Annotated in this window: 23 protein-coding genes; 20 read left to right on the plus strand and 3 right to left on the minus strand. The window is 66.4% G+C overall.

The genetic code is table 11. The features are described 5' to 3' along the window. Positions 1-9: 9 nt before the first annotated feature. The gene (locus G486_RS0103120) at positions 10-1,725 is read right to left on the minus strand and encodes an AMP-binding protein (RefSeq protein WP_027014214.1); all 1,716 of its coding nucleotides are present in this window, start codon (positions 1,723-1,725) and stop codon (positions 10-12) included. 124 nt (positions 1,726-1,849) lie between these two features. Here G486_RS0103120 and G486_RS0103125 point away from each other — a divergent pair, with 124 nt between their 5' ends. From G486_RS0103125 to G486_RS0103150, 5 genes are all read left to right on the plus strand, one after another. Further along, positions 1,850-2,923, plus strand: a complete 1,074-nt coding sequence (locus tag G486_RS0103125; RefSeq protein WP_027014215.1) for an AraC family transcriptional regulator — start codon at positions 1,850-1,852, stop codon at positions 2,921-2,923. A 296-nt stretch (positions 2,924-3,219) separates the two neighbouring features. After that, on the plus strand, positions 3,220-4,746 hold the full coding sequence (gene exaC, locus G486_RS0103130) for an acetaldehyde dehydrogenase ExaC (protein ID WP_027014216.1): 1,527 nt from the start codon (positions 3,220-3,222) through the stop codon (positions 4,744-4,746). Positions 4,747-5,044: 298 nt separating this feature from the next. Further along, positions 5,045-7,129, plus strand: a complete 2,085-nt coding sequence (locus G486_RS0103140; protein ID WP_051303081.1) for a TonB-dependent receptor — start codon at positions 5,045-5,047, stop codon at positions 7,127-7,129. A 68-nt stretch (positions 7,130-7,197) separates the two neighbouring features. Further along, positions 7,198-7,614, plus strand: coding sequence for a pyridoxamine 5'-phosphate oxidase family protein (locus G486_RS0103145; protein WP_027014218.1), 417 nt, complete (start codon positions 7,198-7,200; stop codon positions 7,612-7,614). A 50-nt stretch (positions 7,615-7,664) separates the two neighbouring features. Next, positions 7,665-8,204, plus strand: a complete 540-nt coding sequence (locus G486_RS0103150; RefSeq protein ID WP_027014219.1) for a hypothetical protein — start codon at positions 7,665-7,667, stop codon at positions 8,202-8,204. 16 nt (positions 8,205-8,220) lie between these two features. Here the strand turns inward: G486_RS0103150 and pedF are convergent, their stop codons facing one another. Then, positions 8,221-8,712, minus strand: coding sequence for a cytochrome c-550 PedF (pedF, locus tag G486_RS0103155; RefSeq protein WP_034386452.1), 492 nt, complete (start codon positions 8,710-8,712; stop codon positions 8,221-8,223). Positions 8,713-9,065: 353 nt separating this feature from the next. Here pedF and G486_RS0103160 point away from each other — a divergent pair, with 353 nt between their 5' ends. The 5 genes from G486_RS0103160 to G486_RS0103180 all read left to right on the plus strand — a co-directional run bounded on the left by G486_RS0103160 (position 9,066) and on the right by G486_RS0103180 (position 15,220). Then, positions 9,066-11,105 (plus strand): sigma-54-dependent Fis family transcriptional regulator, encoded by a 2,040-nt coding sequence (locus tag G486_RS0103160; RefSeq protein ID WP_027014221.1) that lies wholly within the window; start codon positions 9,066-9,068, stop codon positions 11,103-11,105. Positions 11,106-11,164: 59 nt separating this feature from the next. Then, positions 11,165-11,713, plus strand: a complete 549-nt coding sequence (locus tag G486_RS0103165; protein WP_051303062.1) for a cytochrome b — start codon at positions 11,165-11,167, stop codon at positions 11,711-11,713. A gap of 479 nt (positions 11,714-12,192) precedes the next feature. Beyond that, positions 12,193-14,097 carry a methanol/ethanol family PQQ-dependent dehydrogenase gene (locus tag G486_RS0103170; RefSeq protein ID WP_051303064.1) on the plus strand — a complete coding sequence of 635 codons (1,905 nt, stop codon included), beginning with the start codon at positions 12,193-12,195 and terminating at the stop codon, positions 14,095-14,097. Between the two features lie 54 nt (positions 14,098-14,151). Next, the gene (locus tag G486_RS0103175) at positions 14,152-14,754 is read left to right on the plus strand and encodes a pentapeptide repeat-containing protein (RefSeq protein WP_051303066.1); all 603 of its coding nucleotides are present in this window, start codon (positions 14,152-14,154) and stop codon (positions 14,752-14,754) included. Between the two features lies 1 nt (position 14,755). After that, complete coding sequence (locus tag G486_RS0103180; protein WP_027014225.1) at positions 14,756-15,220, plus strand: c-type cytochrome; 465 nt, start codon at positions 14,756-14,758, stop codon at positions 15,218-15,220. A gap of 98 nt (positions 15,221-15,318) precedes the next feature. Here G486_RS0103180 and G486_RS21415 read toward each other — a convergent pair whose 3' ends face one another. Continuing rightward, entirely contained in the window at positions 15,319-16,386 is a 1,068-nt protein-coding gene (locus tag G486_RS21415) for an alpha/beta fold hydrolase (protein WP_169728574.1), read from the minus strand. Positions 16,387-16,468: 82 nt separating this feature from the next. On the opposite strand from G486_RS21415, the gene pqqA reads away from it, so the two are divergent. From pqqA to G486_RS0103235, 10 genes are all read left to right on the plus strand, one after another. Beyond that, entirely contained in the window at positions 16,469-16,543 is a 75-nt protein-coding gene (pqqA, locus tag G486_RS23340; RefSeq protein WP_084301274.1) for a pyrroloquinoline quinone precursor peptide PqqA, read from the plus strand. Positions 16,544-16,625: 82 nt separating this feature from the next. Then, complete coding sequence (gene pqqB, locus G486_RS0103195; RefSeq protein WP_027014226.1) at positions 16,626-17,543, plus strand: pyrroloquinoline quinone biosynthesis protein PqqB; 918 nt, start codon at positions 16,626-16,628, stop codon at positions 17,541-17,543. A 9-nt stretch (positions 17,544-17,552) separates the two neighbouring features. Continuing rightward, positions 17,553-18,278, plus strand: coding sequence for a pyrroloquinoline-quinone synthase PqqC (pqqC, locus tag G486_RS0103200; RefSeq protein ID WP_051303070.1), 726 nt, complete (start codon positions 17,553-17,555; stop codon positions 18,276-18,278). Further along, positions 18,275-18,544: a pyrroloquinoline quinone biosynthesis peptide chaperone PqqD gene (gene pqqD / locus G486_RS0103205; RefSeq protein ID WP_027014228.1), complete on the plus strand. Its 270-nt coding sequence runs from the start codon at positions 18,275-18,277 to the stop codon at positions 18,542-18,544. Before pqqC ends, pqqD begins: the two co-directional genes overlap by 4 nt. Positions 18,545-18,581: 37 nt before the next feature. Continuing rightward, the gene (gene pqqE, locus G486_RS0103210) at positions 18,582-19,673 is read left to right on the plus strand and encodes a pyrroloquinoline quinone biosynthesis protein PqqE (RefSeq protein WP_051303072.1); all 1,092 of its coding nucleotides are present in this window, start codon (positions 18,582-18,584) and stop codon (positions 19,671-19,673) included. Then, the gene (locus G486_RS0103215) at positions 19,670-20,026 is read left to right on the plus strand and encodes a c-type cytochrome (RefSeq protein ID WP_034386460.1); all 357 of its coding nucleotides are present in this window, start codon (positions 19,670-19,672) and stop codon (positions 20,024-20,026) included. The genes pqqE and G486_RS0103215 overlap by 4 nt, the downstream gene beginning before the upstream one ends. A 2-nt stretch (positions 20,027-20,028) precedes the next feature. Beyond that, the gene (locus tag G486_RS0103220; protein ID WP_027014231.1) at positions 20,029-21,306 is read left to right on the plus strand and encodes an NAD(P)/FAD-dependent oxidoreductase; all 1,278 of its coding nucleotides are present in this window, start codon (positions 20,029-20,031) and stop codon (positions 21,304-21,306) included. Positions 21,307-21,405: 99 nt separating this feature from the next. Beyond that, on the plus strand, positions 21,406-21,930 hold the full coding sequence (locus G486_RS0103225) for a sigma-70 family RNA polymerase sigma factor (RefSeq protein WP_027014232.1): 525 nt from the start codon (positions 21,406-21,408) through the stop codon (positions 21,928-21,930). Further along, positions 21,927-22,937 carry a FecR domain-containing protein gene (locus G486_RS0103230; RefSeq protein ID WP_245587225.1) on the plus strand — a complete coding sequence of 337 codons (1,011 nt, stop codon included), beginning with the start codon at positions 21,927-21,929 and terminating at the stop codon, positions 22,935-22,937. Before G486_RS0103225 ends, G486_RS0103230 begins: the two co-directional genes overlap by 4 nt. A 263-nt stretch (positions 22,938-23,200) precedes the next feature. After that, positions 23,201-25,597: a TonB-dependent receptor gene (locus G486_RS0103235; protein ID WP_169728575.1), complete on the plus strand. Its 2,397-nt coding sequence runs from the start codon at positions 23,201-23,203 to the stop codon at positions 25,595-25,597.

The raw sequence follows: 25,597 nt of genomic DNA on the forward strand, positions 1-25,597 counted from the left end.
TGCCGGCGCTCAGGCCGTCCTGGCCGGGCGCAGATCCAGCATGGCGATCATCTCGTCGCGGATCTTGAACTTCTGGATCTTGCCCGTCACGGTCATGGGAAAGGCCTGCACGAAGCGGATGTAGCGCGGCACCTTGTAATGGGCGATGCGGCCCTTGCAGAAATCGCGCACGGCCTCCTCGGTGAGATCCTGGCCGGGCTTGGCGATGATCCAGGCACACAGCTCCTCGCCATAGCGCTGGTCGGGCACGCCCACGACCTGCACGTCCTGCACCTGGGGATGGCCGTAGAGGAATTCCTCGATCTCGCGCGGGTAGATGTTCTCGCCGCCACGGATCACCATGTCCTTGATGCGGCCCACGATGTTCACATAGCCCTCGGCGTCCATGGTGGCCAGGTCGCCAGTGTGCATCCAGGCCTCCGCGTCTATGGCTTCGCGGGTCTTTTCCTCATCGCCCCAGTAACCATGCATGACCGAATAGCCGCGCGTGCACAGCTCGCCCGAGATGCCGGGCGCCACGGTCTCTCCCGTGGCCGGATCGACGATCTTCACCTCCAGGTGCGGCTGCACCTTGCCCACCGTGGCCACGCGCTTTTCCAGCGGCGTGTCGGCATCGCTCTGGCAGCTCACGGGGCTGGTCTCGGTCATGCCATAGGCAATCGTGATCTCGGACAAATGCATGTCGCTGACCACGCGCTTCATGACTTCGATGGGGCAGGGCGAGCCCGCCATGATGCCGGTGCGCAGCGTGGACAGGTCGAACTGCGCAAAGCGCGGATGGTCGAGCTCGGCAATGAACATCGTGGGCACGCCGTGCAGGCCCGTGCAGCGCTCGGCCTCCACGGTCTCCAGCACCAGCAGCGGATCGAAGCCGTCGTTAGGATAGACAATGCAGCTGCCGTGCGTGAAACAGGCCAGGTTGCCAAGCACCATGCCGAAGCAGTGGTACAGCGGCACGGGAATGCACAGCCGGTCCTCGGGCGTGAGCCGCATGCACTCGCCAATGAAGAAGCCGTTGTTGAGGATGTTGCGGTGGGTCAGCGTGGCGCCCTTGGGAAAGCCCGTGGTACCGCTGGTGAACTGGATGTTGATGGGATCGGTGTTCCTGAGCCTGGCGGCCATCGTGTCGATGCGCTCATCGTCGGCCCGGCCCGTGGCCATCAGATCGGAAAAGCGCTGCATGCCGGCCTGCTCCCCGCCCTCGCCGGCCACATCGATCCAGACCACATGGCGCAGCTCGGGCAGGCGTGCTGCCTGCAGCCGGCCCGGCTCGACACCAGCAATCTCGGGGGCGAGCTCGCGCAGCATGCCCAGATAGTCGCTGGTCTTGAAGCTGGGCATGCTCACCACGGCCTTGCAGCCCACTTTGTTGAGCGCGTACTCGACTTCGGATGTCCGGTAGGCCGGATTGATGTTCACCAGCACCAGCCCCACCTGGGCCGTGGCCAACTGCATGAGCACCCATTCGGCATTGTTGTGCGACCAGATGCCGATGCGATCGCCCTTGTTCAACCCCAGGCCCAGCAGCGCGCTGGCCAGCTGGCGTGTGGCCTGATGCAGTTCTGCGTAGCTGTAGCGCAGGCCTTGATGGCGGCTGACCAGGGCTTCGCGTTCGGGCTGGCGCGCGGCCATGGCGGCAAAGAAGTCGCCAATCGTCTGCTCGATCAGAGCAACATCGGTGCGGCCTTGCGCCTGGCTTTTTTCAAGCAAAACAGTGGGCGTCATGTTCTTGTCTCCTGAGGATCTTCGCGCCATGGCTCGAGCCGGCCATTGGAGCAGCATGTCTGCCGGCCAGCATAAGGGCCAACCCCGATCAGAACAGGTCACAAGGGTTGCAATAATTGCCAGCATGTCAACCCCTTCACTGGTCAAGATCCCTCTGCCGCAGGCTGCGGCCACGGCTTCCTCTCACCCGGCGGTCACTCCCATGGCCTTTGTGCAAGCCATTGTCCTGGCCTATGAACGCCGAGGCCTGAGTGCCCTGCCTGCACTTGAAAAGGCACAAATAGCGCCAGACCTGGTCAGCGATGCCAGCCAGCGCATCACGGCCCTGCAGATGGAGGCCTTGTCCGATGCCGCGATGCGCGAGCTCGACGACGAAGGTCTGGGCTGGTTTGCACGCCGCCTGCCCTGGGGCAGCTACGGCATGCTGGCGCGTGCCAGCATCGGCAGCGACCGGCTGGGACTGGCCCTGGTGCGCTGGTGCCGCCACCACGGCCTGCTGGCCGACGACATCCATCTGACGCTCAGCGAGGACGCGGGGCTGGCCACGCTGACCATCGAGGAAGCCAGGGATCTGGGTCCCATGCGCGAGTTCTGCTTGGTCTCGGTGCTGTGCAATATTCACGGCTTCGCGAGCTGGCTGGTGGACGAGCCCATCCCCGTGCTGCGCGCCAGCTTTCCCTTTGAAGCCCCCGCGCATGCGAGCGCCTACGGCATTCTGTTCTCGGCGGGCGAGCTCGAATTCGACGCCCCCCGTGCGAGGCTGCAGTTCGAGGCGCGCTTTCTGTCCCTGCCGCTGGCACGCGACGAGGCTGCGCTCAAGCTCATGCTGCAGCGCGCCCTGCCGATACAGGTACGCCCTTACCGGCGCGAGCGGCGCCTGGTGCAGCGCGTGCGCCAGCTGCTGGCCGCCGATGGGGAGTGCCTGCAGACGGCGGACACGCTGGCACGCCAGCTGCACATGTCCCAGCGCAGCCTGCACCGCCAGCTCAAGGAAGAAGGCGCCTCGCTGCAAGCCCTCAAGGACGAGGTGCGGCGCGAGCGCGCCATAGGCCTGCTGCTGCGCACCAGCCGCCCCATCAAGCGCATCGCCCAGGCCTGCGGCTTTCTCAACGACAAAAGCTTCATCCGCGCCTTCCGGCTCTGGACGGGTTTGTCCCCTTCGGAATTTCGCAAGTCGCTGCGGGCTTCCCAGACTTGACCAGGAGCACAGAAAGAAGCAACGGAAAAACTTGGTAACCACCTGAAACCCAAACTGCACACTTCATCGGCACACGCCCCTGGACCGGATGTCTCAAAGGCCATGTCACATCTGCTCCAAACCTCATCAACCCAGTGGCGCAATCTGGAACAACAAGCGCAACCAAACGTGACACATCCCTGGTACAAGCCCGTGCCAGACTGTGACTCCAGGCTTTCGACCAAGCTGGCACAAAGCTTGTATGTAGTCTGGCAACCGGCATTTCCTCGCCGGCCTTTACAGCAAAGGAGACAACCATGGACATGTTCGAACTCAAGCGCTTCAACCTGGATATCGCCTATCCCTACAAGCAGCAGTACGACAACTTCATCGGCGGAAAATGGGTTGCGCCGCTCGCCGGTCGCTATTTCGAGAACGTCTCGCCCATTACCGGCAAGGCGTTCTGCAAGGTCGCCCAGTCCGATGCCAGCGACATCAACCTGGCCCTGGACGCAGCCCATGCAGCCCAGGAAAAATGGGGTTCGACCTCGGTCACCGAACGCGCCAACCTGCTGCTCAAGATTGCCGACCGCATGGAGCAGAACCTGGAGCTGCTCGCGGTTGCCGAAACCATAGACAACGGCAAGCCGCTGCGCGAGACCATGGCCGCAGACATCCCCCTGGCCATCGACCACTTCCGCTACTTCGCCGGCTGCATACGCGCCCAGGAAGGCGGCATCTCCGAGATCGACGCCAACACCGTGGCCTACCACTTCCACGAGCCGATTGGCGTGGTCGGCCAGATCATCCCCTGGAATTTCCCCCTGCTGATGGCCTCGTGGAAGCTGCCGCCCGCACTCGCGGCCGGCTGCTGCGTGGTCCTGAAGCCTGCCGAGCAGACGCCGGCATCCATCATGGTCCTCATGGAGCTGATCGCCGACCTGCTGCCGCCCGGCGTGATCAACGTGGTCAACGGCTTTGGCCGCGAAGCCGGCGAGGCCCTGGCCACGAGCAAGCGCATCACCAAGATCGCCTTCACGGGCTCCACGGCCGTGGGCCAGCGCATTCTGCACGCCGCCGCCGACAGCCTCATCCCCTCGACCGTGGAGCTGGGAGGCAAAAGCCCCAACATCTTCTTTGCCGACGTCATGGACGCCGATGACGAGTACCTGGACAAGGTCATGGAGGGCTTCTCCATGTTCGCGCTCAACCAGGGCGAGGTCTGCACCTGCCCCTCGCGCATTCTCGTGCAGGAGTCCATCTACGACCGCTTCATCGAGCGCGCCGTCAAGCGCGTGCAGTCGATGAAGCAGGGCCACCCGCTGGACAAGAGCACCATGGTCGGCGCCCAGGTCTCGCAGGCCCAGCTCGATCGCATCCTCGGCTACATCGACGTGGGCCGCCAGGAAGGCGCGCAATGCCTGACCGGCGGCGAACGCAACCGCCAGGGCGGCGACATCAACGACGGCTTCTTCGTCAAGCCCACGCTGCTGTTCGGCCAGAACAACATGCGCGTATTCCAGGAGGAAATCTTCGGCCCCGTGGCCTCGGTGACCACCTTCAAGACCATGGAGGACGCGATCCGCATCGCCAACGACAGCGAATACGGCCTGGGCGCCGGCGTCTGGAGCCGCAGCGGCACCACGGCCTACAGGATGGGCCGCGCCGTCAAGGCCGGTCGCGTGTGGACCAACTGCTACCACCTCTACCCCGCCCATGCAGCCTTTGGCGGCTACAAGAAGTCCGGTATCGGCCGCGAAAACCACAAGTCGGCCCTGTCCAACTACCAGCAGACCAAGAACCTGCTGGTCAGCTACAGCCCCAAGGCCCTGGGCTTCTTCTGATTCCCAAAACCAGACAAGCGTTGAGCTTGCCGGTGGCGCCTGCCGAGCCTGCAGGCGGCAGGCGCCCCGCCTTCGCACACGCCAACGAGCTGGATATGGAATAACAACAAGCCTGGACACGACACCAGGCGCTGCCCCGGTCCATGGGCCTGGCAGCCGCCTCCACGCAAGGCCGCAACAGGCCGGCCCTGCCCCTTCCCCTTTCTGTATTCTTTCTGTGCAAGGAGCATCCATGCATGCTTTTCAGCCTCGCGCGTCCGCCTTCGGCCTGCCCCGGCTGACCGGCCTGGGCAGCCTCATGGTGCTGGCCCAGGCCGCATTCGCCCAGGAGTCGCGCACGCCCCAGGCCCCCGATGCCGCCCTCCCCAGCGTCGCCGTGCACAGCAGCCTCGCCCAGTCGCCGGTGGAGCAGTTACCGGCCTCGATCACGCTCATCGACGGCGAACGCCTGCGTGATCGCCAGTGGCAGGTGAACCTCTCCGAAGCCCTGCCCGCAGCGCCCGGCCTGCTCATACAGAACCGCCAGAACTACGCCCAGGATCTGCAGTTGTCGATTCGCGGCCATGGCGCACGCTCCACCTTTGGCGTGCGCGGCGTGCAGATCTTCGTCGATGGCATCCCCTCGACCATGCCCGACGGCCAGGGCCAGACCAGCAACATCGACCTGGCCTCGGTGGAGCGCATCGAGGTCTTGCGCGGCCCTTATTCCGCGCTCTATGGCAATGCCTCGGGCGGCGTGATCAGCGCCTATACCGAGCGCGGAGAAGGCCGGCCCTCGGTGGAGAGCAACTTTGCCGCAGGCAGCGACGGGCAAAAGCGCCTGGGCCTCAAGGCCCGGGGCGAAAGCCATGGCATAGGCTATGCGCTCAGCGCCAGCCGCTTTCTGACCGATGGCTGGCGCCGCCACAGCAGCGCCGACAAGAACCTGTTCAACGCGCGCCTGGATACCGAAACCGCCCATGGCGGCCAGCTGACCCTGGTGGCCAGCCATGTGGACATCAACGCCAAGGACCCGGGTGGCCTCACGCCCGCGGACTGGGCGGCCGACCCGCGCGCCGTGGCCCAGGGGCCGCTGGACTTCAACGCGCGCAAGAGCACGCGCCAGACCCAGGCCGGCATCACCTACGAGCAAAAACTCGATGCGGCCAACAGCCTGCGCTTCATGGTGTATGCGGGGCAGCGCCAGATCACCCAGTACCAGTCCACACCTGCGGCCGCGCAAAAGCCGGCCACCAGCGCGGGGGGCGTCATCGACATGGGCCGCGACTACGGCGGCCTCGATGCGCGCTGGGCCCATGCAACCCGGCTCGCCAACCAGCCCCTGACCCTGGTCGCAGGCCTGGCCGCAAACCGGGTCGAGGAAGACCGCAAGGGCTACAACAACTTTGCGGGCAGCCAGCTCGGCGTCATGGGCGATCTGCGCCGCGACGAGCGCAATACGCTGAGCAACATCGACCCCTATCTGCAGGCCTCCTGGTCGTTCGCCCCGGACTGGAAGGCCGAGGCCGGCCTGCGCTGGAGCCATGTGCGCGTCAAGTCACGCGACCAATACCTGGCCCCGGGCAATGGCGACGACAGCGGCAGCACCCGCTTTCACCGTCTGCTGCCCGTGGTCTCGCTGCAGTACCGGCTCAGCGAAGGCAGCCAGCTCTATGCCTCGATGGGCAGCGGCCTGGAGACACCGACCTTCAACGAGCTCTCCTACCGCCCCGCAGGCCGCAGCGGCCTGAACTTCGACCTGCAGGCCGCGACCTCGACCAGTGCCGAGATCGGCTGGCGCCAGCGCTTTGCGGGCAGCGGCCTGCGCGGCGAATGGACGGCGGCGCTGTTCCAGACCGACACCCGCAACGAAATCGTGGCCGCAGAGAACATCGGCGGGCGCACCAGCTACCAGAACGCAGGCCGCACGCGCCGCCAGGGGCTGGAGCTGGGCTCGACCGCCTGGTTTGGCAGCCAGCTGCGCCTGGATGCGGCCCTGACCCTGCTGGACGCCAAGCTGCGCCAGGGCTTTTGCGATGCCAAGGGTGTTTGCGTGCCCGCAGGCAAGCGCCTGGCCGGCACGGCGCGCCACCAGGCCTGGCTGGCCCTGGACTGGAAGCCGCACGAGAGCTGGAAATTCGGCCTCGACTGGCGCCACGTGGGCTCGCTGGCCGCGAACGACAGCAACAGCGTGCTGACCCCGTCCTACGGAGTGTTCGGCGCCAGCGCCGGCTATACCCGGCGCCTCGGCGACTGGAAGCTGCAGGCCTATGCACGCCTGGACAATCTCGCGGACAAGCGTTATGTAGGTTCCGTCCTCGTCAACGAGGGCAATGGCCGCTATTTCGAAAGCGCGCCGGGCCGCCAGTGGATGGCCGGGCTCAACCTGTCCTACCAGTTCTGAGAACGTGCTGGCGGCCTCCCCGGGCCGCCCCTGCTCGAGGACCGCCAACCGATTCCGAGGTGAACGCCATGCACCATGCCGACCTGCTGGAAATCGCCCCCTGGCTAGAGACACAGCCGTTTTTCCTGCTGGGCTCGGCGAGTGCGGCCGGCGACTGCGACTGCTCCTACCGAGGCCGCGAGACCGCAGGCCCGCCCGAGCCCCTGCTCAAGGTCGTGGGCCCGCAGCAGCTCGTGTTCCCCGACTACCCGGGCAACAACCTGCTCAACACCCTGGGCAATCTGCTCGAACGCCCCGAGGTTTCCATGCTGTTCGTGGATTTCGCCCGCCAGTCCACCTTGCAGATCCAGGGGGGCTGCTGCATTGAAGCGCCGGATGCCAGCCTGCGCGCCATCTGGCCCATGGCCCCGCGCGTGCTGCGGGTGGAGGTGACAGCCATCGAGCAGGCATCCGTTGCCGGGCTGCCGCATCTGGTCCTGGCCTAGACCTTCGTCCTTTGACCGGCCCGTCACGGCCACCTTTTCAGGAGCCCGCCATGCGCATCATTCTTGAAGACCCGGGCGCGCCCGACCTCTTTCACGCGGGCGAGCGCCAGGCCCACCAGCGCTTTGGCGTGCAGGAGCAGGCCAGGGAAGCCCGGGCGGGGATTGCCGACCGGCTGAGCGCAGGCAATGCGCGCTTCATGGCGGCCCAGCCGTTCTTCTTCCTCAGCGTCTGCGAGGCAGACGGCCGCATCTTCACGCAGATGCTGCCCTGCGCCACCACGGACCAGGGCAGCTACCCGCTCGTGGCCTTTCTCGACGAAAAGCGCTTTTGCTTTCTGCTGCCCGCACAGGCCGCAGCCCGCCTGCCGCTCCTCGCCAGCGACCAGGGCTGCAAGGCCGGCATGATCTTCGTGGACTTTGCGCGCCGCGCGCGCTTTCGCGTCAACGGCCATGTGCGCGCAGCAGCCCCCGACCTGCTGGCCGGCTTCGAATGCCCGCCCGGCTTTCATCTCATGCAGGTGCAGCTCGACCAGGCCTATGCCAACTGCCAGTCACGCATCGTGCGCCTCAAGCCCGCAGAGCAGGCCTGAGACACGACGCGCAGGCTCACTGATCGCGCCGCACTTCGAGGTAGGAGCGGATGGCCCAGACCGCTTCCTGCGTGAGCGTGCCCTCGAACGGCGGCATGTAGACGCGTCCGTCGCGCGTGCGTCCGCGCCTCACGGTGCCCACGTAGTAGTCGTCCATTTCCTTGTAGCAGACCTCTTTCTTGGCCGCATCGGCCAGGCCGCTGCACTCTTCGTCGAACTTGCGCAGATCGGGCGCGATGCCGCCCGAGATGGCCTCCAGCCCGTGGCAGCGCGCGCAGTTCTGGTTATAGGCCGAGCTGCCTATGCGCAGCGCCTCCTGCCTGGCCTTGCTCTGCTTGTCGTAGGGGTTGGACTCCAGCCATTTGCTGCCCAGCTGGGGCAGGGAGCTGGTGTCCACGGCCTGGGGCACGACATCGCCATGGGCCATGGCCAGCGAGGCGCTGCATGCCAGAGCCAGTGCCATCAGGCCGCGCAGGCCTGCCAGTGGAAGTTGTGATGATTTTTTCATGGGGGAATGTCTCCGGTTTGCAAAGATGTCCCCAGTCCAAAAGCAATATGCGGGCCATGCAAAAAAAGTTCTGAGCCCGCCTGCGCGCACTGTCTCAATTTGAATCAACCCGGACCTGGCCGCGCACAGATGGCATGCAGGTGTCTCAGCCTGGAACACCCGATCGGCCGTGTTTGTGAACAACAATTGCAGCACCCAGGGATATCCTGGTTGCGCCCGATGCCATCATTCGCAAAATCCCATAGCGATTGGATAAAAAAACAAAGCCCTGACGCCCTGTCTGCATGAACCCGTGGATTGCAGGCCGACGCGCAGGGATGCTGGAGCCGCCTCTTCCAGCGCTGGAGACACGTATGAGCACAGGTTTTTTCGGTCGTCCCCCTGAACGACACGGTGAGTCGCCCTCCCCCATGGCACTCACGCAGCACACCGACGTCGTCGGCAAGGCACACAGGCGCTCCGAAGCCTATGGCGTCACGGCCCACGATGCCCCCGACTGCACCAGCCTCCCCAAGGGCGATCTGAGCGATGTTCTTGAGGAGAACCACTTTCTGTTCCGCCATGCAGCGCCCGTGATGGAGACGCTGTTCGAGCAGATCGCCAACACCCACAGCATGGTCTTGCTGACCTCGGCCAAGGGCATGGTCCTGCACTCGCTGGGCGACAGCGACTTTCTTGAGAAGGCCTCTCGCGTGGCCCTGATACCGGGCATGGACTGGTCCGAGCAGATCAAGGGCACGAACGCCATCGGCACGGCGCTGCGCGAGCAGGAGGCGATGACCATCTACGGCAGCGAGCACTACCTGAACGTGAACAAGGGGCTGACCTGCTCGTGCTCGCCGATCTTCGACCCCTACGGCCAGGTGATCGGCGCGCTCGATGTCACGGGCGACCAGAGCAGCGCCCACCAGCACACGCTGGCCCTGGTGCGCATGTCGGCGCAGATGATAGAGAACCACATGTTCGCGGGCAGCTTTCCCAAGGCCCTGCGGCTGCACTTTCACTCGCGCGCGGAGTTCCTCGGCACCCTGGTCGAGGGGATTGCGGTGTTCTCGCCCGAGGGGCGCTTCATCTCGGCCAACCGCAGCGCCCAGTTCCAGCTGGGGCTGTCCTTCAATGCGCTGCAGGCGCATACCTTTTCCTCGCTGTTCGGCCAGCCGGTGTCGGCGCTGTTCGAGCAGTTCGGCGGCGCCGCGCAACTGCCGCGCCAGCTGTGCATGCACAACGGCGTCTCGGTCTGGTGCCGTGCCGAGATCAAGCCCGCCAGCCCCTGGTCCGCGCCCTTGCTGACCTCCATGGCCGACAGCCCTGCGGCCAGCCGTGCGATCCCGGGCAGCCAGCGCCCGGCCGCCGCAGCACGCAAGCCCCAGCTGTCCTCGCTGCAGTATCTGGACACCGGCGATGCCCAGGTCAGAACCGTGATCCACAAGCTGCGCCGCGTCGCCGACCGCGACATTCCCGTGATGATCCTCGGCGAGACGGGCACGGGCAAAGACCTGCTGGCCCAGGCCATACACAACGATTCGGCGCGTGCGCGCCAGCCCTTTGTGCCGGTCAACTGCGCCTCCATCCCCGAGTCCCTGATCGAGGCCGAGCTGTTCGGCTACGAGGAAGGCGCGTTCACGGGCGCGCGCAAGAAGGGCGCCGTGGGCAAGATCGTCCAGGCCCATGGCGGCACCCTGTTCCTCGACGAGATCGGCGACATGCCCAAGCATTTGCAGGCGCGGCTTTTGCGCGTGCTGCAGGAGCGCAAGGTCAGCCCCCTGGGCTCGGCCAAGGAGGTCGAGGTGGATGTGACCGTGGTCAGCGCCACGCACAAGAACATCAAGGAGATGATTGCGCGCGGCGAGTTCCGCGAGGATCTCTACTACCGCCTCAACGGCCTGGTCGTGCGCCTGCCCGCGCTGCGCGAGCGTTCGGACTTCGAGCTCGTGGTCAGAAAGGTGCTCAAGTCGATCTGCGCCGCCGAGCAGCATGTGCGCATCTCGCCCGCCGTCATGCAGCTGCTGGCGCGCTACCACTGGCCCGGCAATCTGCGCCAGCTGCACAACCTGCTGCGCACGGCCGTGGTCATGGTCGGCGACGACGAGGCCATAGAGCCGCTGCACCTGCCCGACGATTTCCTCGAAGAGCTGCAGATGGCGCAGCTGCCCGCGCCGGCCACGCTCCCGATGGCGCTTGCCGCGCCGCTGGCCGAACCGATTTTGCTGCCTGCCGCAGGCGAGGATGGGCGCGGCGACAGCCAGAGCCTGCACGACGTGACCCTGCAGGCCATGGCACAGATGTTGCGTCTGCACAAGGGCAATGTCTCGGCTGCAGCCAAAGCCCTGGGCGTGTCTCGCAACACGATCTACCGCAAGAAAAGCCAGCTGCCGCCGGACTTGCTCGACTGACCGGGCTTGCGCATCGCTGGCCAGGCCCTGTCTCAGCAACCCTGGCCTCAAGAACAAAGATGACGCAAGTTCCCCCCCACCACAATCACCACGACCGCTACGACCGCTTCTCCATCCTGCTGCACTGGCTCATGGCCGCCCTGCTCCTGGCCGAGCTCGGCCTGGGTCTGTGGATGACGGGCCTGCCCAAGGACAGCAGCGGCACGCGCGTCTACTGGTTCAACCTCCACAAGTCGCTGGGCATGGTGCTGGGCCTGCTCATCGTGCTGCGCCTGGCCTGGGCCGCCCTGCGCCCCCGTCTCGCCCCCATCGCCCAGAGCCCGCTCATGCAGCGCCTGGCCTCGGGCAACCACAAGCTGCTGTACCTGTTCATGCTGCTGGCGCCGGCCACGGGCTTTCTGGGCTCGGTGTTCTCGGGCTATCCGATCCGCTTTTTCGGCCTGCGCCTGCCGCAGCTGGCCGAGCGCTGGGATGCCGCCAAGCAGTTGCTGAGCTTTCTGCACCAGTGGGCCGTCTATGCGCTGCTGGTGCTCATCGCCCTGCATGTGCTGGCGTTCTTCCACCATCAGTTCATCTTGCGGGATGGGTTGCTGAGGCGGATGAAATAAGGCACCCCCTGAGCGGCTGCGCCGCTTCCCCCTCTCTCTTCGGGAGGGGGACGACAGCCTCGCGGCGGGGCGGCCCTTGCTCGCTGTCCCTGGCCTGGGTTGCGCCAGTTTTTTGCGCTCCGGGCATCAGCATGCCTTGCGGGCTCTGACCTGACTTGTGCCCCTATCTCAAGCGACTTCAGCAAGACAGTTTTAATAGCTGCTAGCGCGCATCCACAGTCGATTTGGGCAATGTTTCAGTCTCATATCCATACAGGACAAGCGCTGCCAGCAATGCTTTCGATAGTGCCCGTGCACATTGCTCCGTAACTGAGCACCCCCGGAGTCACACTGCGTTGCACATTTGAACGCCGCTCCCAGCCGTTCCCGGTCACCGACACGCGGCAGTCACTGCATCTACCTCTGAGTCGAATACGTGGCACGCGTCTTGCGTTGACGAGGCCGGGACCACCCACAACAACACAAGGAGCAAAACCAGCATGACCCGCTCAGCCATCCATCAGCCGCGCAAGCAGCACGCCCCGCGCATCCGCACGCTTTGTCTGGCCCTGGCCGCCACCCTGGCCCTGCCCGCCATGGCCGTCAAGCCCGTGACCTGGGACGACATTGCCAACGACCACAAGAGCACCACCGATGTGCTGACCTACGGCCTGGGTCTGACGGCGCAGCGGCACAGCCCGCTGAAGACGCTCAACACCAAGAACGTGGCAGGCCTGCTGCCGGCCTGGACCTATTCCTTCGGCGGCGAGAAGCAGCGCGGCCAGGAAGCCCAGGCCCTGATCCATGACGGCGTGATCTACGCCACCGCCTCCTACTCGCGCTTCGTGGCACTGGATGCGCGCACCGGCAAGCGCCTGTGGACCTACGAGCACCGCCTGCCCGAGGACATCCGCCCCTGCTGCGACGTGGTCAACCGGGGCCCGGCCATCTATGGCGACAAGGTGTACTTCGGCACGCTGGACGCGCGCATCATTGCGCTGGACCGCACCACCGGCAAGGTGGTCTGGAACGAGAAGTTCGGCGACCACAAGGTCGGCTACACCATGACCGGCGCGCCCTTCATCATCAAGGACCAGAAGTCGGGCAAGGTGCTGCTGGTGCACGGCTCCTCGGGTGACGAATTCGGCGTGGTCGGCTACCTCTATGCACGCGATCCCGACACCGGCGCCGAAGTCTGGGCCCGCCCCATGGTCGAAGGCCATGTGGGCCGCCTGAACGGCAAGCCCAGCACGCCCACGGGCGATCCCAAGGCTCCGAGCTGGCCCAACGACCCGAACTCGCCCACGGGCAAGGTCGAGGCCTGGAGCCAGGGCGGCGGCGCTCCCTGGCAGACGCCCTCGTTCGACATCGAGACCAACACCATCGTGGTCGGCACCGGCAACCCCGCACCCTGGAACACCTGGAAGCGCACGGCCAAGGGCGACGATCCGCGCAACTGGCCCAGCCTCTACACCTCGGGCCAGGCCTATGTGGACCCCACGACCGGCGACCTCAAGGGCTTTTTCTCGCACACGCCCAACGACGCCTGGGACTTCTCGGGCAACAACTCGGTGCTGCTGTTCGATTACAAGGACCCCAAGACCGGCAAGACCGTCAAGGCCTCGGCCCATGCGGACCGCAACGGCTTCTTCTTCGTGACCGACCGCCAGAAGCTCGCGGCAGCCGACGGCAAGCATCCGTGGAAGCAAAGCTCCATCATCAACGCCTGGCCCTTCGTGGACAGCATCACCTGGGCCTCGGGCTTCGATCTCAAGACCGGCCTGCCCATCGAGAAGAACAACCGTCCGCCCGAGCCCAAGGACGGCGAGGAAAAGGGCGAGAGCGTGTTCGTCTCGCCACCGTTCCTCGGCGGCACGAACTGGATGCCCATGAGCTACAGCCCGGACACCGGCCTGTTCTACATCCCGGCCAACCACTGGGCCATGGACTACTGGTCCGAGCAGATCACCTACAAGCCCGGCGCCGCCTACCTGGGCCAGGGCTTCCGCATCAAGAAGCTCTATGACGACCACGTGGGCATTCTGCGCGCCATCAACCCCGTGACCGGCAAGATCGCCTGGGAGCACAAGGAAGAATTCCCGCTGTGGGCCGGCACGCTGACCACGGCCGGCGGCCTGCTGTTCACGGGCACGTCCGACGGCTTCGTGAAGGCCTTCGACCAGAGAAACGGCAAGGAGCTGTGGAAGTTCCAGACCGGCTCGGGCGTGGTCTCGGTGCCCGTGACCTGGGAGATGGATGGCGAGCAGTATCTGGGCATACAGTCCGGCTACGGCGGCGCCGTGCCGCTGTGGGGCGGCGACATGGCCGAGCTGACCAAGCAGGTCTCGCAAGGCGGCTCCATGTGGGTCTTCAAGCTGCCCAAGCCCCAGGTCGCCAGCCGCTAAGCCATTGCCGGGCCGGCCTGCCCAGGGGGCAGCGGCCCGGTTCAGGAGATCCGTATGCGACTACCCCCACGCGCTTTGCTCATGGCCGGCCTGCTGGGCCTGAACCTGCTCGGCGTCCCGCCCGCGGCCGCCGAGCCCCCACCCGAAGGCACCGAGCCCCTGGTCATCAACGGCTGCCCGATCTGGCCCTATACACGCTGCCCGGGGGCCGATCTGCGCCATGCCGACCTCGTCGGCAAGAACCTGGCCGGGGCCGATCTGCGCGGTGCCGACCTCACGCGCGCCGACCTGCGCGGCGCCAACCTCTCGGCCGCCGATCTCGAAGGCGCCAACCTCACGGGCGCGCGCATGAGCAAGGCCTCGGCCGCGAACACCGACTTCAAGAACGCACGCTTCATAGGCACGGATCTCGAAGGCGCACGCCTCATGCGCTCGGACTTCTCGGGCGCCGAGTTCAATGGCGCAAGCCTGGAGATGGCGCGCCTGAACCATGCCTGGTTCGTGGGCACGCGCTTCATCGCCAGCAATCTGCAGGAGACCAAGTTCGCGGCCACCAACCTCAAGCAGGCGGTCTTCGAAGCCAACTTCGTACGCTATACCTTGTTCACCGAGTCCTTCATGGACGAATGCCAGGGCTGTCAGGAAAGCTGGAAGTGATATGCACAAACCCCTAGCCTTCACCGCAAGCCTGGCCCTGGGCCTGGCTTTTCTGGCCTCCGGCGCAGCCGCCCTGGAGCGCGTCGCCCCGCAGGTCGACACCTCGGTGCTGCCCGCCCAGACCTATGAGTGGACCGAGCCCAATCCCTTGCGCGGCAACCCCCAGGCTGCCGCCCTGGGCCAGAGCGCCTTCAACCAGAGCTGCGCGCGCTGCCATGGTGCGGATGCCAACGGCTCGCGCTCGCCCGCACCCGATCTGCGGCGCATAGGCATGGGCTGCAGGCGCATCGCCGATCCGGCCCTGCGCCAGCGCTGCACGGCCGATGCCGATGCCTTCTTCGTCAAGTCCGTGCGCTGGGGCAAGCAAAAGTTCGGCATCGTCCACATGCCGCCCTGGGAGGGCGTGCTCTCGCCCGAAGTGGTCTGGTCGCTGCGCAGCTTTGTGGAAAGCACGCCTGCGCGCTAGCCACTTCAGCTGAAAACCGCGTCCAGCGCTTGCCCCATGAGCGCTGGACGCTATTTTTTGCATAGCATTCAGGCAACCGCCCTGCCAGCGTTCTTCTGTCACAGCGTCTGCGCCAGTGTCACGCATTGGAGCAATGCCTGCTGCATTGCGGGCTCGCCCGCCAGATGGCCGCAAGCGGGCTGCAACAGCCGCGTCTGCGCACCCGCGCTGCGCCCCAGCGCAGCCCAGCGCCGGCTGTTGGCGGGCGGACAGATCGCATCAAAGCGCCCATGCACCCAATCCACGGTCAGGCCCTGGCGCGCAACGGCCAAAACCGCCGCATCGAGCCCGCCCGCGCCCACAAAGCCACGGTGCGCGAGGTAGTGGGCCTGCACGCGGTACCGCTGCCTGAGCAGGCGGTCGCCCGCGCGCAGGCGCGGCAGCAGCAGTTCGACCTGGGCGCGGCGCTGCTCGCGCATCAAGCCGGCCCAGGCGCGGCGCACATCGCTGCCCTGGCCATGGCGCAGACTGCGGCGCAGGCCGTGTGCCGCATCGCGCATTTCGCGCAGCGCCCATTCGCGCGCCACGTGCAGCGATGCAGCACCAGGTGTCTCACTTTGAAGCACTTGTCTCAGATGCAACAGCGCCACCGGCAACGGCGTGGACGCGCGCACCGGCCAGATGTGGCGGGCTTCTCCTGGGGTTTTCCCAGGGCGCATGCCGGGCACCAGCAGACCCGCAATCTCCTTGCGCGTGAGCCCGAAGGCCCCGCGCAGCACCAGTCGCTGCACATGCTGGGGATAGCGCTGCGCATACAGAAGCGCCGGCACCGTCCCCCAGGAGCCCGCGAACAGCGACCAGCGCTGCAGGCCCAGGGCCTGGCGCAGCGCCTCCATGTCCGAGACCAGCGCCGCCGTGTGATTCGCCTGGATGCGCCCCCGGGGACGCGAGGCGCCTGCACCGCGCTGGTCGATCGCAATCACGCGCTGGCGTGCCAGGTCAAAGGGCTGGAGCATGGCCGGCCTGCAGCCCCCGCCGGGCCCGCCATGCAGCAGCAGCCAGCATTCGGCCTGCGTCTCACTTGCGGCACCCAGATCGCGCCAGGCCACGCGGTGCCGGCCGCGCTGCAGGTACTGCGGCGCCGGCCAGGGAGGAGTCCGGGAGATGGCATCGATATTGCTTTTCATGGTGGCGACCTTGGTGAATCCCTGGGATGCCAGGGCCGCAAACATGTTTCATGCCAACCCATTATTTTTCAAGGAGACCACCATGCAATGGACTGCACCCGCCTTCACCGATCTGCGCTTCGGCTTCGAGATCACCATGTACATCGCCAACCGCTGAGGCGCCATCACTGAACCCGGCAAGGCACGCGGCTGCGGCTTGCAGCCAGCCGCCGTGCCTTGCCTCTGACGACTCCAGCACCATGCATTTGCGCGTTCTAGGTTCCGCCGCAGGCGGAGGATTTCCCCAATGGAATTGCAATTGCCCCAATTGCGACGGCCTGCGCCTGGGCCGGATTCAGGCCCGTGCACGCACGCAGTCATCGATCGCCGTCAGTGCCAACGGCCAGGACTGGCTGCTCATCAACGCCTCTCCTGACGTTCTTGCCCAGATACGCGAAACCCCGGCGCTGCAGCCCGCGCGTGCGGTGCGCGACTCGGGCATTGCGGCCGTGCTGCTCATGGACGCCCAGATCGACCATGTGACCGGCCTGCTCATGCTGCGCGAACACCAGGGCCCGCTGCGGCTGCTGGCCACACGCGAAGTGCTGTCCGACATCGGCCAGGGCTTTCCCGTGACACGCATTCTTTCGCATTACTGCGGCGTGCAGATCCATGAGATCGCCAGCGACGCCAGCACCTTCTTCGCACCCGGCCTGCCCGAGCTCCCCATGCAGGCCGTGGCCCTGTGCTCCAAGCCGCCGCCCTACTCGCCGTTTCGCGGCGCGCCCCGGCCCGGGGACAACATCGGCCTGGTGCTGCACAACCCGACCACGGGTGCACGCGCCTTCTACGCACCGGGCCTGGGCGAGATCACGCCCGAGTTGCAGGAGATCATGGCCGGCTGCGACCTGGTGCTGGTGGACGGCACCTTCTGGAGCGCCGACGAAATGCAGGCCATGGGCCTGTCGCGCAAGAGCGCGGCCGACATGGGCCATCTGCCCCAGTCCGGCCCCGGCGGCATGCTCGAACATCTGCAACGCCTGCCGGCGGGCACGCGCAAGCTGCTCATCCACATCAACAACACCAACCCCATCCTGGTCGAAGACTCGCCCGAACGCGCCCTGCTCGACAGCCTGGGCATCGAGGTCGCGCACGACGGCATGGACCTGCAGTTCTGAAAGCCGCGCATGGACATTGCGACCACCCCGATTCCCGACGAAGCCGCCTGGACGCCTGCCGAGTTCGAAGCCCGGCTGCGCGAGAAAGGCGCGGCCTATCACATCCACCACCCGTTCAATGTGCGCATGAATGCAGGCGGCTGCACGCCCGACGAGCTGCGCTGCTGGGTGGCCAACCGCTTTTACTACCAGGTCTGCATTCCGCGCAAGGACGCGGCCATTCTGGCCAACATGCCCGACCGCGCGCAGCGCCGCCTGTGGGTGGAGCGCATCCTGGACCACGACGGCCATGGCGACCACCAGGGCCCGAACGCCGGCGGCCTCGAAGCCTGGACCCGCCTGGGCGAAGCCGTGGGCATTGCGCGCGAGGATCTCTGGTCGCTGCAGCGCGTGGCCCCGGGCGTGCGCTTTGCCTGCGATGCCTATGTGAACTTCGCCACGCGCGCGCCCTGGCAGGAGGCCGTGTGCTCCTCGCTCACCGAGATGTTCGCGCCCCAGATCCACAAGGACAGGCTGGCCTCCTGGCCCCAGCACTACCCCTGGATCGAGGCCGGCGGCCTGACCTATTTCCGCACCCGCATACCGCTGGCCGGGCGCGATGTGGAGCACGGCCTGCGCGTGACGCTGGAGCACTTCACGACCCGCGCCGCCCAGCAGCGGGCGCTGGACATACTGCAGTTCAAGCTCGACGTCCTCTGGAACATGCTTGACGCCATAGAGAAATCCTGCCGATGAATACCGCCGAAACCACCTTCATGCCCCGGCTTGCACGCGGCCTGCGCATGCAATACGAACCCGCCCAGTCGCGCTGGGTGCTGCTCTACCCGGAAGGCATGGTCCAGCTCAACGACAGCGCCGCCGAGATCCTGCGCCGCTGCGACGGCCGCCATACTGTGGCGGCCATCGTGGACGAGCTGGAGGCGCTGTTCGAAACCCAGGGCATAGCACCGCAAGTCCAGTCCCTGATCGACGAAGGCATGCACCGTGGCTGGCTCGACTAAAGCCCTGCGGGCACCAGCGGCGCCGGCACCGGTGCAGATGCCCCAGCCCCTGTGGCTGCTGGCCGAGCTCACCTACCGCTGCCCGCTGCACTGCGTGTTCTGCTACAACCCCACGCGCTATGCCCGGACCGGGGCGGAGCTGAGCACCGCGCAGTGGGTGGACGTGATGCGCCAGGCGCGCGCGCTGGGCGCCGCGCAGATCGGCTTTTCGGGCGGCGAGCCGCTGCTGCGCGACGACCTCGAAGAGCTGGTGCAGGAGGCCAGGGCTCTGGGCTATTACACCAACCTCATCACCTCGGGCGTGGGTCTGACGCCGGCGCGTGCGCGTCGCCTCAAGGACGCGGGCCTCGACCATGTGCAACTGTCCTTTCAGGACAGCACGCGCGAGCTCAACGACTTTCTGAGCCATACGCGCACCTTCGACCTCAAGCAAAAGGTCGCGCGCATCATCAAGCAGCATGACTGGCCCATGGTGCTCAACTGCGTGCTGCACCGGCACAACCTGCCCCATGTGGACAAGATCATAGAAATGGCCCTGGAGCTGGAGGCCGAGTACCTGGAGCTGGCCAACACCCAGTACTACGGCTGGGCCTGGCTCAACCGCGACCACCTCATGCCCACACGCGAGCAGTTGCTGCAGGCCGAGGCCGTGGTCAACCGCTACCGCGAGCAGATAGGCACGCGCTGCCGCCTGCTGTTCGTCGTGCCCGACTACTTCGAGGAGCGCCCCAAGGCCTGCATGAACGGCTGGGGCCAGGTGTTTCTCAGCATCGCCCCCGACGGCCTGGCCCTGCCCTGCCACAACGCGCGCGATCTGCCCGGGCTGCAACTGCCCAGCGTGACCGAACAGCCGCTGGCCGACATCTGGAGCCTCAGCAGCGCCTTCAACGCCTACCGTGGCGAGGACTGGATGCAGGAGCCCTGCCGCAGCTGCGACGAGCGCCACAAGGACTTTGGCGGCTGCCGCTGCCAGGCCTTTCTGATCACGGGCAACGCCCGCGCCACCGACCCGGTCTGCGCCAAGTCGCCGCAGCACGAGAAGGTGCTGCACCTGGTGCGCAGCGCACCCGAGCGGCGCCACATCCCCATCGTCTTTCGCAGCGATATCGAATCACGCTCCATACCATGAAAAAACGGCTCCACCCTGGCCTGGCGCCTGCGGCAGCGTTGTCGGGCCTGCTGCTGACGGCACCCGCACACGCGGATCACGCCCGACCTCCCGGCCTGCAGGAGGTTGCTGTGCTGGCCGCCACCTGCTTCACCTGCCACGGCACGGACGGCCGCTCGCCCGACCGCGCACCGGACTCCATTCCCAGCCTCGCGGGACGCGATGCCGGCCTGCTGCTGCAGCGCCTGCGCACCTTCAAGGCCGCAGGCCCGGGCACGGATGCGGGCGCCACCATCATGCCGCTGCTGCTGCAAGCCTATGACGACGAGCAGCTCCAGGCCCTGGCGCAGTGGTTTGCCAAGGAGAAGCCATGAGCATGAACCGCTATCGGCGCGCACTGCTGGGCTCGGCCCTGTCCGGGGCCGCCGGGCTCTCCATGCCGGCCCTGGTACGTGCGGGCAACGGCGCGGCACGCGTGGTCGTGGTCGGCGGCGGCTTTGGCGGGGCCACGGCCGCACGCTATCTGCGCCGGCTCGCGCCGCAGTTGCAGGTCACCCTGGTCGAGCCTGCGCAGCGCTTCTACACCTGCCCTTTCTCCAACCTCTATCTCGCGGGCCTGCGCAGCTGGGAAAGCATTGGTCACGGCTACGACGAGCTGCGTGCAGCAGGCGTGGAAGTCGTGCATGCGCGCGCCGAGGATGTGGATGCCGGCGCGCGCAGGCTGCGCCTGGATGGCGGCCAGACCCTGACCTGGGACCGCCTCGTGCTCTCGCCGGGCGTGGACATGCGCTGGAACGCGCTCGAAGGCTATGACCAGGCTGCGGCCGAGCTCGCCCCCCATGCCTGGAAGGCCGGCGCCCAGACCCTGCTGCTGCGCCGGCAGATGCAGGCCATGAAGGACGGCGGCACCTTTGTGATGGTGATTCCCGACAACCCGTTTCGCTGCCCGCCCGGCCCCTACGAGCGCGCGGCCATGGTGGCCCACTACTTCAAGCAGCACAAGCCGCGCAGCAAGATCCTGCTGCTCGACGCCAAGGAGAACTTCTCCAAGAAAGCCCTGTTCCTCCAGGGCTGGAAGGCCTTGTACGGCGACATGATCGAATGGCTGGGCGTCTCGCGCGACGGCCAGGCCGTGCGCGTGGATGCGCGCAGGCGCGAGGTCGAGACCGTGTTCGGCGCCCTGCACCAGGCCGATGTGCTCAACGTGATCCCGCCGCAGAAGGCCGGCCTCATCGCCGAGCGCGCAGGCGTGACCGACGCCAGCGGCTGGGCCCCCGTCAAGGGCGAGAACTTCGAGTCCACCCAGGTCCCAGGCATCCATGTGCTCGGCGATGCAAGCTTTGCGGGCCCCATGCCCAAATCGGGCTTTGCGGCCAACAACCAGGGCAAGATGGCCGCCGTGGCCATTGCCGCCGAGCTTTCAGGCCAGACCGTCCCCGCAGCCTCTTACGCCAACACCTGCTACAGCCTCATAGGCCCGGGCTACGGCATCTCGGTGGCCGGCATCTACAAGGCCGAGCAGGGCCGCCTCATCGACGTACCCGGCACGGTGGGCATCAGCCCCATGGAAGGCGACGCCGCCTTTCGCGCAGCCGAGGCGCGCTATGGCGCAGCCTGGTATGCAGCGATCAGCGAGGAGATCTGGGGGCGCTGAGCATCTCTTGCCGATGATCCCGGCTGCCGGGGATGTGAATACAATAAGAATCGTTCTCATTTTGTTCATCCCCTTGTTCCCGCACCGGGCAGGTTCTGCATGTCCTTCAGCGACACCACCCTCAAGCTCCATACGCTGTACAGCGACCACCACGGCTGGCTGCAAAGCTGGCTGCGCCGGCGCCTTGGTCATGCGGGTGACGCAGCCGACCTTGCGCACGACACGTTTTTGCGCATTCTCCTCACGGGACGCACACCAGAGGCCGGGCAGTCGCGCGCTCACCTGACCCAGGTCGCCAAAGGCCTGGTGATCGACCTTCACCGCCGCCGGCTGGTGGAGGCCGCGTATCTGGAGGCCCTGGCTCACCTGTCCCAGGCACAGGCTCCCTCGGCCGAGCAGCGTGCCTTGGTCATCGAGGATCTGCTGCTGGTGGACCGCGTGCTCGCCGCCTTGCCCGCCAAGGTGCGCGAAGTGTTCCTGCTGTCGCAGATCGACGGACTGACATACACCCAGATTGCCGAGGCCATGGGCATTTCGTTCGGCACGGTGCGCAAATACATGCTGCGCACAACCCAGGCACTGCACGCGGCGATGCAGGCCGCGGAAGGCGTGCACGCACCATGAGTACCGTGCGTGCTGCACCGGCCATGGAGCCTGCCAGCGTTGCCGAGCAGTTGATACAGCAGGCCCTCGAATGGCAGGTGACATTCTGGTCGGGCGAGGTCACGGAGCATGAGCGTGCGGCCTTCGAGCACTGGCTGACGCAGGATGCCGAGCATGCGCGCGCCTGGAGCCAGGTGCAGCGTACCGGGGAGCGCGTGCGCTCGCTGGGCAACCCCGCCTCAGGCAATGCCCTGCGTGCAACAGGCGCAGCCCGGCAGGCCACGACCCGGCGCACGCTGCTGCGGGCCGTGGGGCTGTTCGCGGGTGCTGGGGCAGCCGCCTACGCGGTACGCAGCACGCCCACGGTCCAATCAATGCTGGCCGAACACCGTACGGGCCGGGGAGAGCGCCGGGACCTGTTGCTGCCTGACGGAACACGGCTGGTGCTCAACACGGATAGCGCCATCGACCTGCGCTTCACGACGCAGGCACGCGAGGTACAGCTGCTGGCCGGCGAGGTATTCATCGCAACGGCGCCGGATCCACAGAGAGCCGGGGGGCTTGCGTCCCGGCCGTTCACCGTCCACACCCGGCATGGCACCGTGCAGGCCATAGGCACGCGGTTCACGGTGCAGCAGGCCGAGGGGCGCTCGCAGGTGTCCGTGGAGCAAGGCGCGGTGCTGGTCCGCCCGGGCCTGGCCGGCGTGCAGCAGAGGCGGCTCGAAGCCGGACAGCGCGTGTGGTTCTCGGAGACGGAAATGGACTCTCCGCTTGCAGCCAGGGCGGACGACGCGGCCTGGACGCGTGGGCTGCTGGTCGCCGAGCGCATGCGGCTGCAGGACTTTCTGGCCGAGCTGGCGCGCTATCGCAGCGGTCTGCTGCGGTGCGCCCCGGCAGTGCGCGATCTTGTGGTCTCTGGCGTCTACCCGCTGGACGATACGGATCTGGCCCTGGCGACCCTGGCCCAGGCGCTGCCGGTACGCATCGACAGCCTGACACGCTACTGGGTCACGGTAAACGCACGGTGAACGCTTGCCCAGGCTGAAGCCAGCTCGGGGAAGGCCTTATCGGACGAACTATTTTTTCGCTTGCCGTAGCACTTTTTCCATTTCATCCGGGATAGCAGGTTAGGGCCTCATGCAGGTATGAGGCTGCCGCAAAGCCACTGGAAAGGAAGAACATGCATACGCGCAACTGCAGCGAACCCTGTCGTCCGCTTGGACTCCCCGCCGCCTTCTCACGCTCGCCACTGGCGTACGCAGCGCTGCTGATCTGTCTGGCAGCAGCCACCGTGGCGGTTGCGCCGGCGGCACGGGCCCAGACAGCGGGCCGCGCGGCGGCGCAGATGCGGCATGAGATTCCAGCAGGCACACTGGACCAGGCACTCAACCGCTTTGCAGCCACCGCAGGCATTACGCTGTCGATCGATGCAGCGCTCACAGCCGGCAAGCTCAGCCAGGGCTTGTCGGGAAACTTCGGCGTGCGTGGAGGCCTGCTCTTGCTGCTGGCGGGCTCGGGGCTGGAGGCTGCGGCAACCGCAAGCGGCGGCTATGTTCTGCGCACTGCACAACTGCAGCCATCGGGCAGCGATGGAACACTGCAGACCTTGACGGTGACGGCGCGCAGCGAAGCCGAGACCGAGCTCCCTCGGGCCTATGCGGGCGGGCAGGTCGCACGCGGCAGCCGGATGGGCCTGCTGGGCAACCAGGACGTGATGGACACGCCCTTCAACATGACCAGCTACACCAGCGAGCTGATGCAAAGCCAGCAGTCGGCCACGCTGGCCGATGTGCTGGACAACGACCCGGCCGTGCGCATGAGCTCGCGCGGGCGCAATACGAGCGTGGGTGGCGGGGACAACTTCTTTCTGCGCGGCTTTGGGCTGGGCAACCGCGACATTTCACTCAATGGCCTGTATGGCGTGCTGCCCTATGGGACGCTGTCCCTGGAGACGGTTGAACGTGTCGAGGTGCTGAAAGGACCGAGTGCCTTGCTCATGGGCATGGCCCCCAGCGGCGGTGTGGGCGGATCCATCAACGTGGTGCCCAAGCGCGCCACCGACATGCCCATCACGCGCCTGACGGCAAGCTACGCCTCCGATTCGCTGTGGGGCACTCACCTGGACGTGGGCCGACGCTTTGGCGAGCTCAACCAGTTCGGCGTACGGGCCAACGGTGTCTATCGCAGCGGGGATACGGCCACCGCAGGCCAGCACGTCAGCCTGGGAGCCGCCTCCGTGGGGCTCGACTATCGTGGCGAGCGGCTGCGAGCCTCGCTGGACCTGGGCTATCAGTCCGATGATGCGCGGGCAGCATCCGTGGGCTACCGGCTGGCGCCCACCCTCACCGCCATCCCGACCGCCCCCAGAACCGGCGCCCGCTTTGCGCAGGACTGGGAGCGCCGCAAGTACGTGGACGACTACCAGGTTGTGCAGGCGGAGTTCGACGTTTCGTCCTCGCTGATGGTCTACGGCGCAGCGGGTCTGCGCGACCACAGACACACCAACTACCGTAGCGAATCGCGCATCCTCAATGCCGCAGGCGATCTGTCGTCCTCGCCTGTCAGCTACCCGGAAACCTCGAAGTCCAGATCGGCCCTGGCAGGCGCCCGGATCAAGTTCGACGCGCTGAACGCGCGGCATGAAGTCAACCTCGCCGCATCTTCCCTGAACACCCAGGCCGGTTACGGTTTTGCGCAATGGGCGGGCTTTGGCTCTAACCTCTATCGTCCGGCCATCGTGGCGGACCCGATGCAGACCGGCGCTCCCTTCGCAGGTTTCCTCGACACCCGCGAAGCCTCGCAAACGCGGCTGTCTTCGGTCGGCATCTCCAACAGCATGTCCTGGAACGACGATGCGCTACGCCTCATTCTCGGCGTGCGCCGCCAGAAGATCAGCACGGATAACTACGCCGCGACCGCGCCCGTGAATCCGCGCATCTCCGGCTATGAAAGCGCGGTCAATTCGCCTGCGGTCGGCCTGGTGGTCAAGCCCTGGGACCAGGCGTCCCTGTATGCCAACTACATCGAGGGCCTGAGCGCCGGCTCCACGGCGCCCGCTGACGCCGAGAACAGCGGCGAGGTCTTTCCCCCCGTGAAGACCAAGCAAAAGGAGCTGGGGCTCAAAGTGGACTGGGGTCGAATGCTGACCACCGTATCGCTGTTCGAGATCAAGCAGCCCAACGCGATCACCGTGCCCGGCAGCACGCCACAGGCCTACCGCTATGTGATGGATGGCGAACAGCGCAACCGGGGGCTGGAGTTCAGCGCCTTGGGCGAACTGGTTCGCGGCGTGCGGCTACTGGGCGGCATGACCTATCTGCAGGCCAAACAGGCGCGCACGCAGGGCGGTGCCAACGATGGCAAGGACGCCATCGTGGCCCCGCGCTGGATCGCCAACGCCGGCCTGGAGTGGGATGCCCCGTTCCTGCCCGGCCTGACGCTGACCACGCGCCTGCTGTCCACAGGCAAGCAATATGTGAATGCCGCCAACACCCTGAGGCTGTCCGGCTGGACGCGCTGGGACCTCGGCGCACGCTACCAGACGCGGGCACTGGGGCTGCCTCTCACGCTGCGCGCGAACCTGCTGAATGCGGCGGACCGCAGCTACTGGGAAGGCAGTGCGGGCTCCGGCGGCATCGTGCTGTCGGCACCACGCACTTTGAATCTCTCCGCAACCTTCGACTTCTGA

It is taken from the genome of Comamonas composti DSM 21721 (genome assembly GCF_000429845.1).
Taxonomy (GTDB): domain Bacteria; phylum Pseudomonadota; class Gammaproteobacteria; order Burkholderiales; family Burkholderiaceae_C; genus Comamonas; species Comamonas composti.

Excerpts from the sequence above, each read along its gene's own strand:
- G486_RS0103120 (WP_027014214.1), bottom strand. The coding sequence starts at position 1,725 with ATGACGCCCACTGTTTTGCTTGAAAAAAGCCAGGCGCAAGGCCGCACC.
- G486_RS0103125 (WP_027014215.1), top strand. The coding sequence starts at position 1,850 with ATGTCAACCCCTTCACTGGTCAAGATCCCTCTGCCGCAGGCTGCGGCC.
- exaC (WP_027014216.1), top strand. The coding sequence starts at position 3,220 with ATGGACATGTTCGAACTCAAGCGCTTCAACCTGGATATCGCCTATCCC.
- G486_RS0103140 (WP_051303081.1), top strand. The coding sequence starts at position 5,045 with ATGGTGCTGGCCCAGGCCGCATTCGCCCAGGAGTCGCGCACGCCCCAG.
- G486_RS0103145 (WP_027014218.1), top strand. The coding sequence starts at position 7,198 with ATGCACCATGCCGACCTGCTGGAAATCGCCCCCTGGCTAGAGACACAG.
- G486_RS0103150 (WP_027014219.1), top strand. The coding sequence starts at position 7,665 with ATGCGCATCATTCTTGAAGACCCGGGCGCGCCCGACCTCTTTCACGCG.
- pedF (WP_034386452.1), bottom strand. The coding sequence starts at position 8,712 with ATGAAAAAATCATCACAACTTCCACTGGCAGGCCTGCGCGGCCTGATG.
- G486_RS0103160 (WP_027014221.1), top strand. The coding sequence starts at position 9,066 with ATGAGCACAGGTTTTTTCGGTCGTCCCCCTGAACGACACGGTGAGTCG.
- G486_RS0103165 (WP_051303062.1), top strand. The coding sequence starts at position 11,165 with ATGACGCAAGTTCCCCCCCACCACAATCACCACGACCGCTACGACCGC.
- G486_RS0103170 (WP_051303064.1), top strand. The coding sequence starts at position 12,193 with ATGACCCGCTCAGCCATCCATCAGCCGCGCAAGCAGCACGCCCCGCGC.
- G486_RS0103175 (WP_051303066.1), top strand. The coding sequence starts at position 14,152 with ATGCGACTACCCCCACGCGCTTTGCTCATGGCCGGCCTGCTGGGCCTG.
- G486_RS0103180 (WP_027014225.1), top strand. The coding sequence starts at position 14,756 with ATGCACAAACCCCTAGCCTTCACCGCAAGCCTGGCCCTGGGCCTGGCT.
- G486_RS21415 (WP_169728574.1), bottom strand. The coding sequence starts at position 16,386 with ATGAAAAGCAATATCGATGCCATCTCCCGGACTCCTCCCTGGCCGGCG.
- pqqB (WP_027014226.1), top strand. The coding sequence starts at position 16,626 with ATGCATTTGCGCGTTCTAGGTTCCGCCGCAGGCGGAGGATTTCCCCAA.
- pqqC (WP_051303070.1), top strand. The coding sequence starts at position 17,553 with ATGGACATTGCGACCACCCCGATTCCCGACGAAGCCGCCTGGACGCCT.
- pqqD (WP_027014228.1), top strand. The coding sequence starts at position 18,275 with ATGAATACCGCCGAAACCACCTTCATGCCCCGGCTTGCACGCGGCCTG.
- pqqE (WP_051303072.1), top strand. The coding sequence starts at position 18,582 with ATGCCCCAGCCCCTGTGGCTGCTGGCCGAGCTCACCTACCGCTGCCCG.
- G486_RS0103215 (WP_034386460.1), top strand. The coding sequence starts at position 19,670 with ATGAAAAAACGGCTCCACCCTGGCCTGGCGCCTGCGGCAGCGTTGTCG.
- G486_RS0103220 (WP_027014231.1), top strand. The coding sequence starts at position 20,029 with ATGAACCGCTATCGGCGCGCACTGCTGGGCTCGGCCCTGTCCGGGGCC.
- G486_RS0103225 (WP_027014232.1), top strand. The coding sequence starts at position 21,406 with ATGTCCTTCAGCGACACCACCCTCAAGCTCCATACGCTGTACAGCGAC.
- G486_RS0103230 (WP_245587225.1), top strand. The coding sequence starts at position 21,927 with ATGAGTACCGTGCGTGCTGCACCGGCCATGGAGCCTGCCAGCGTTGCC.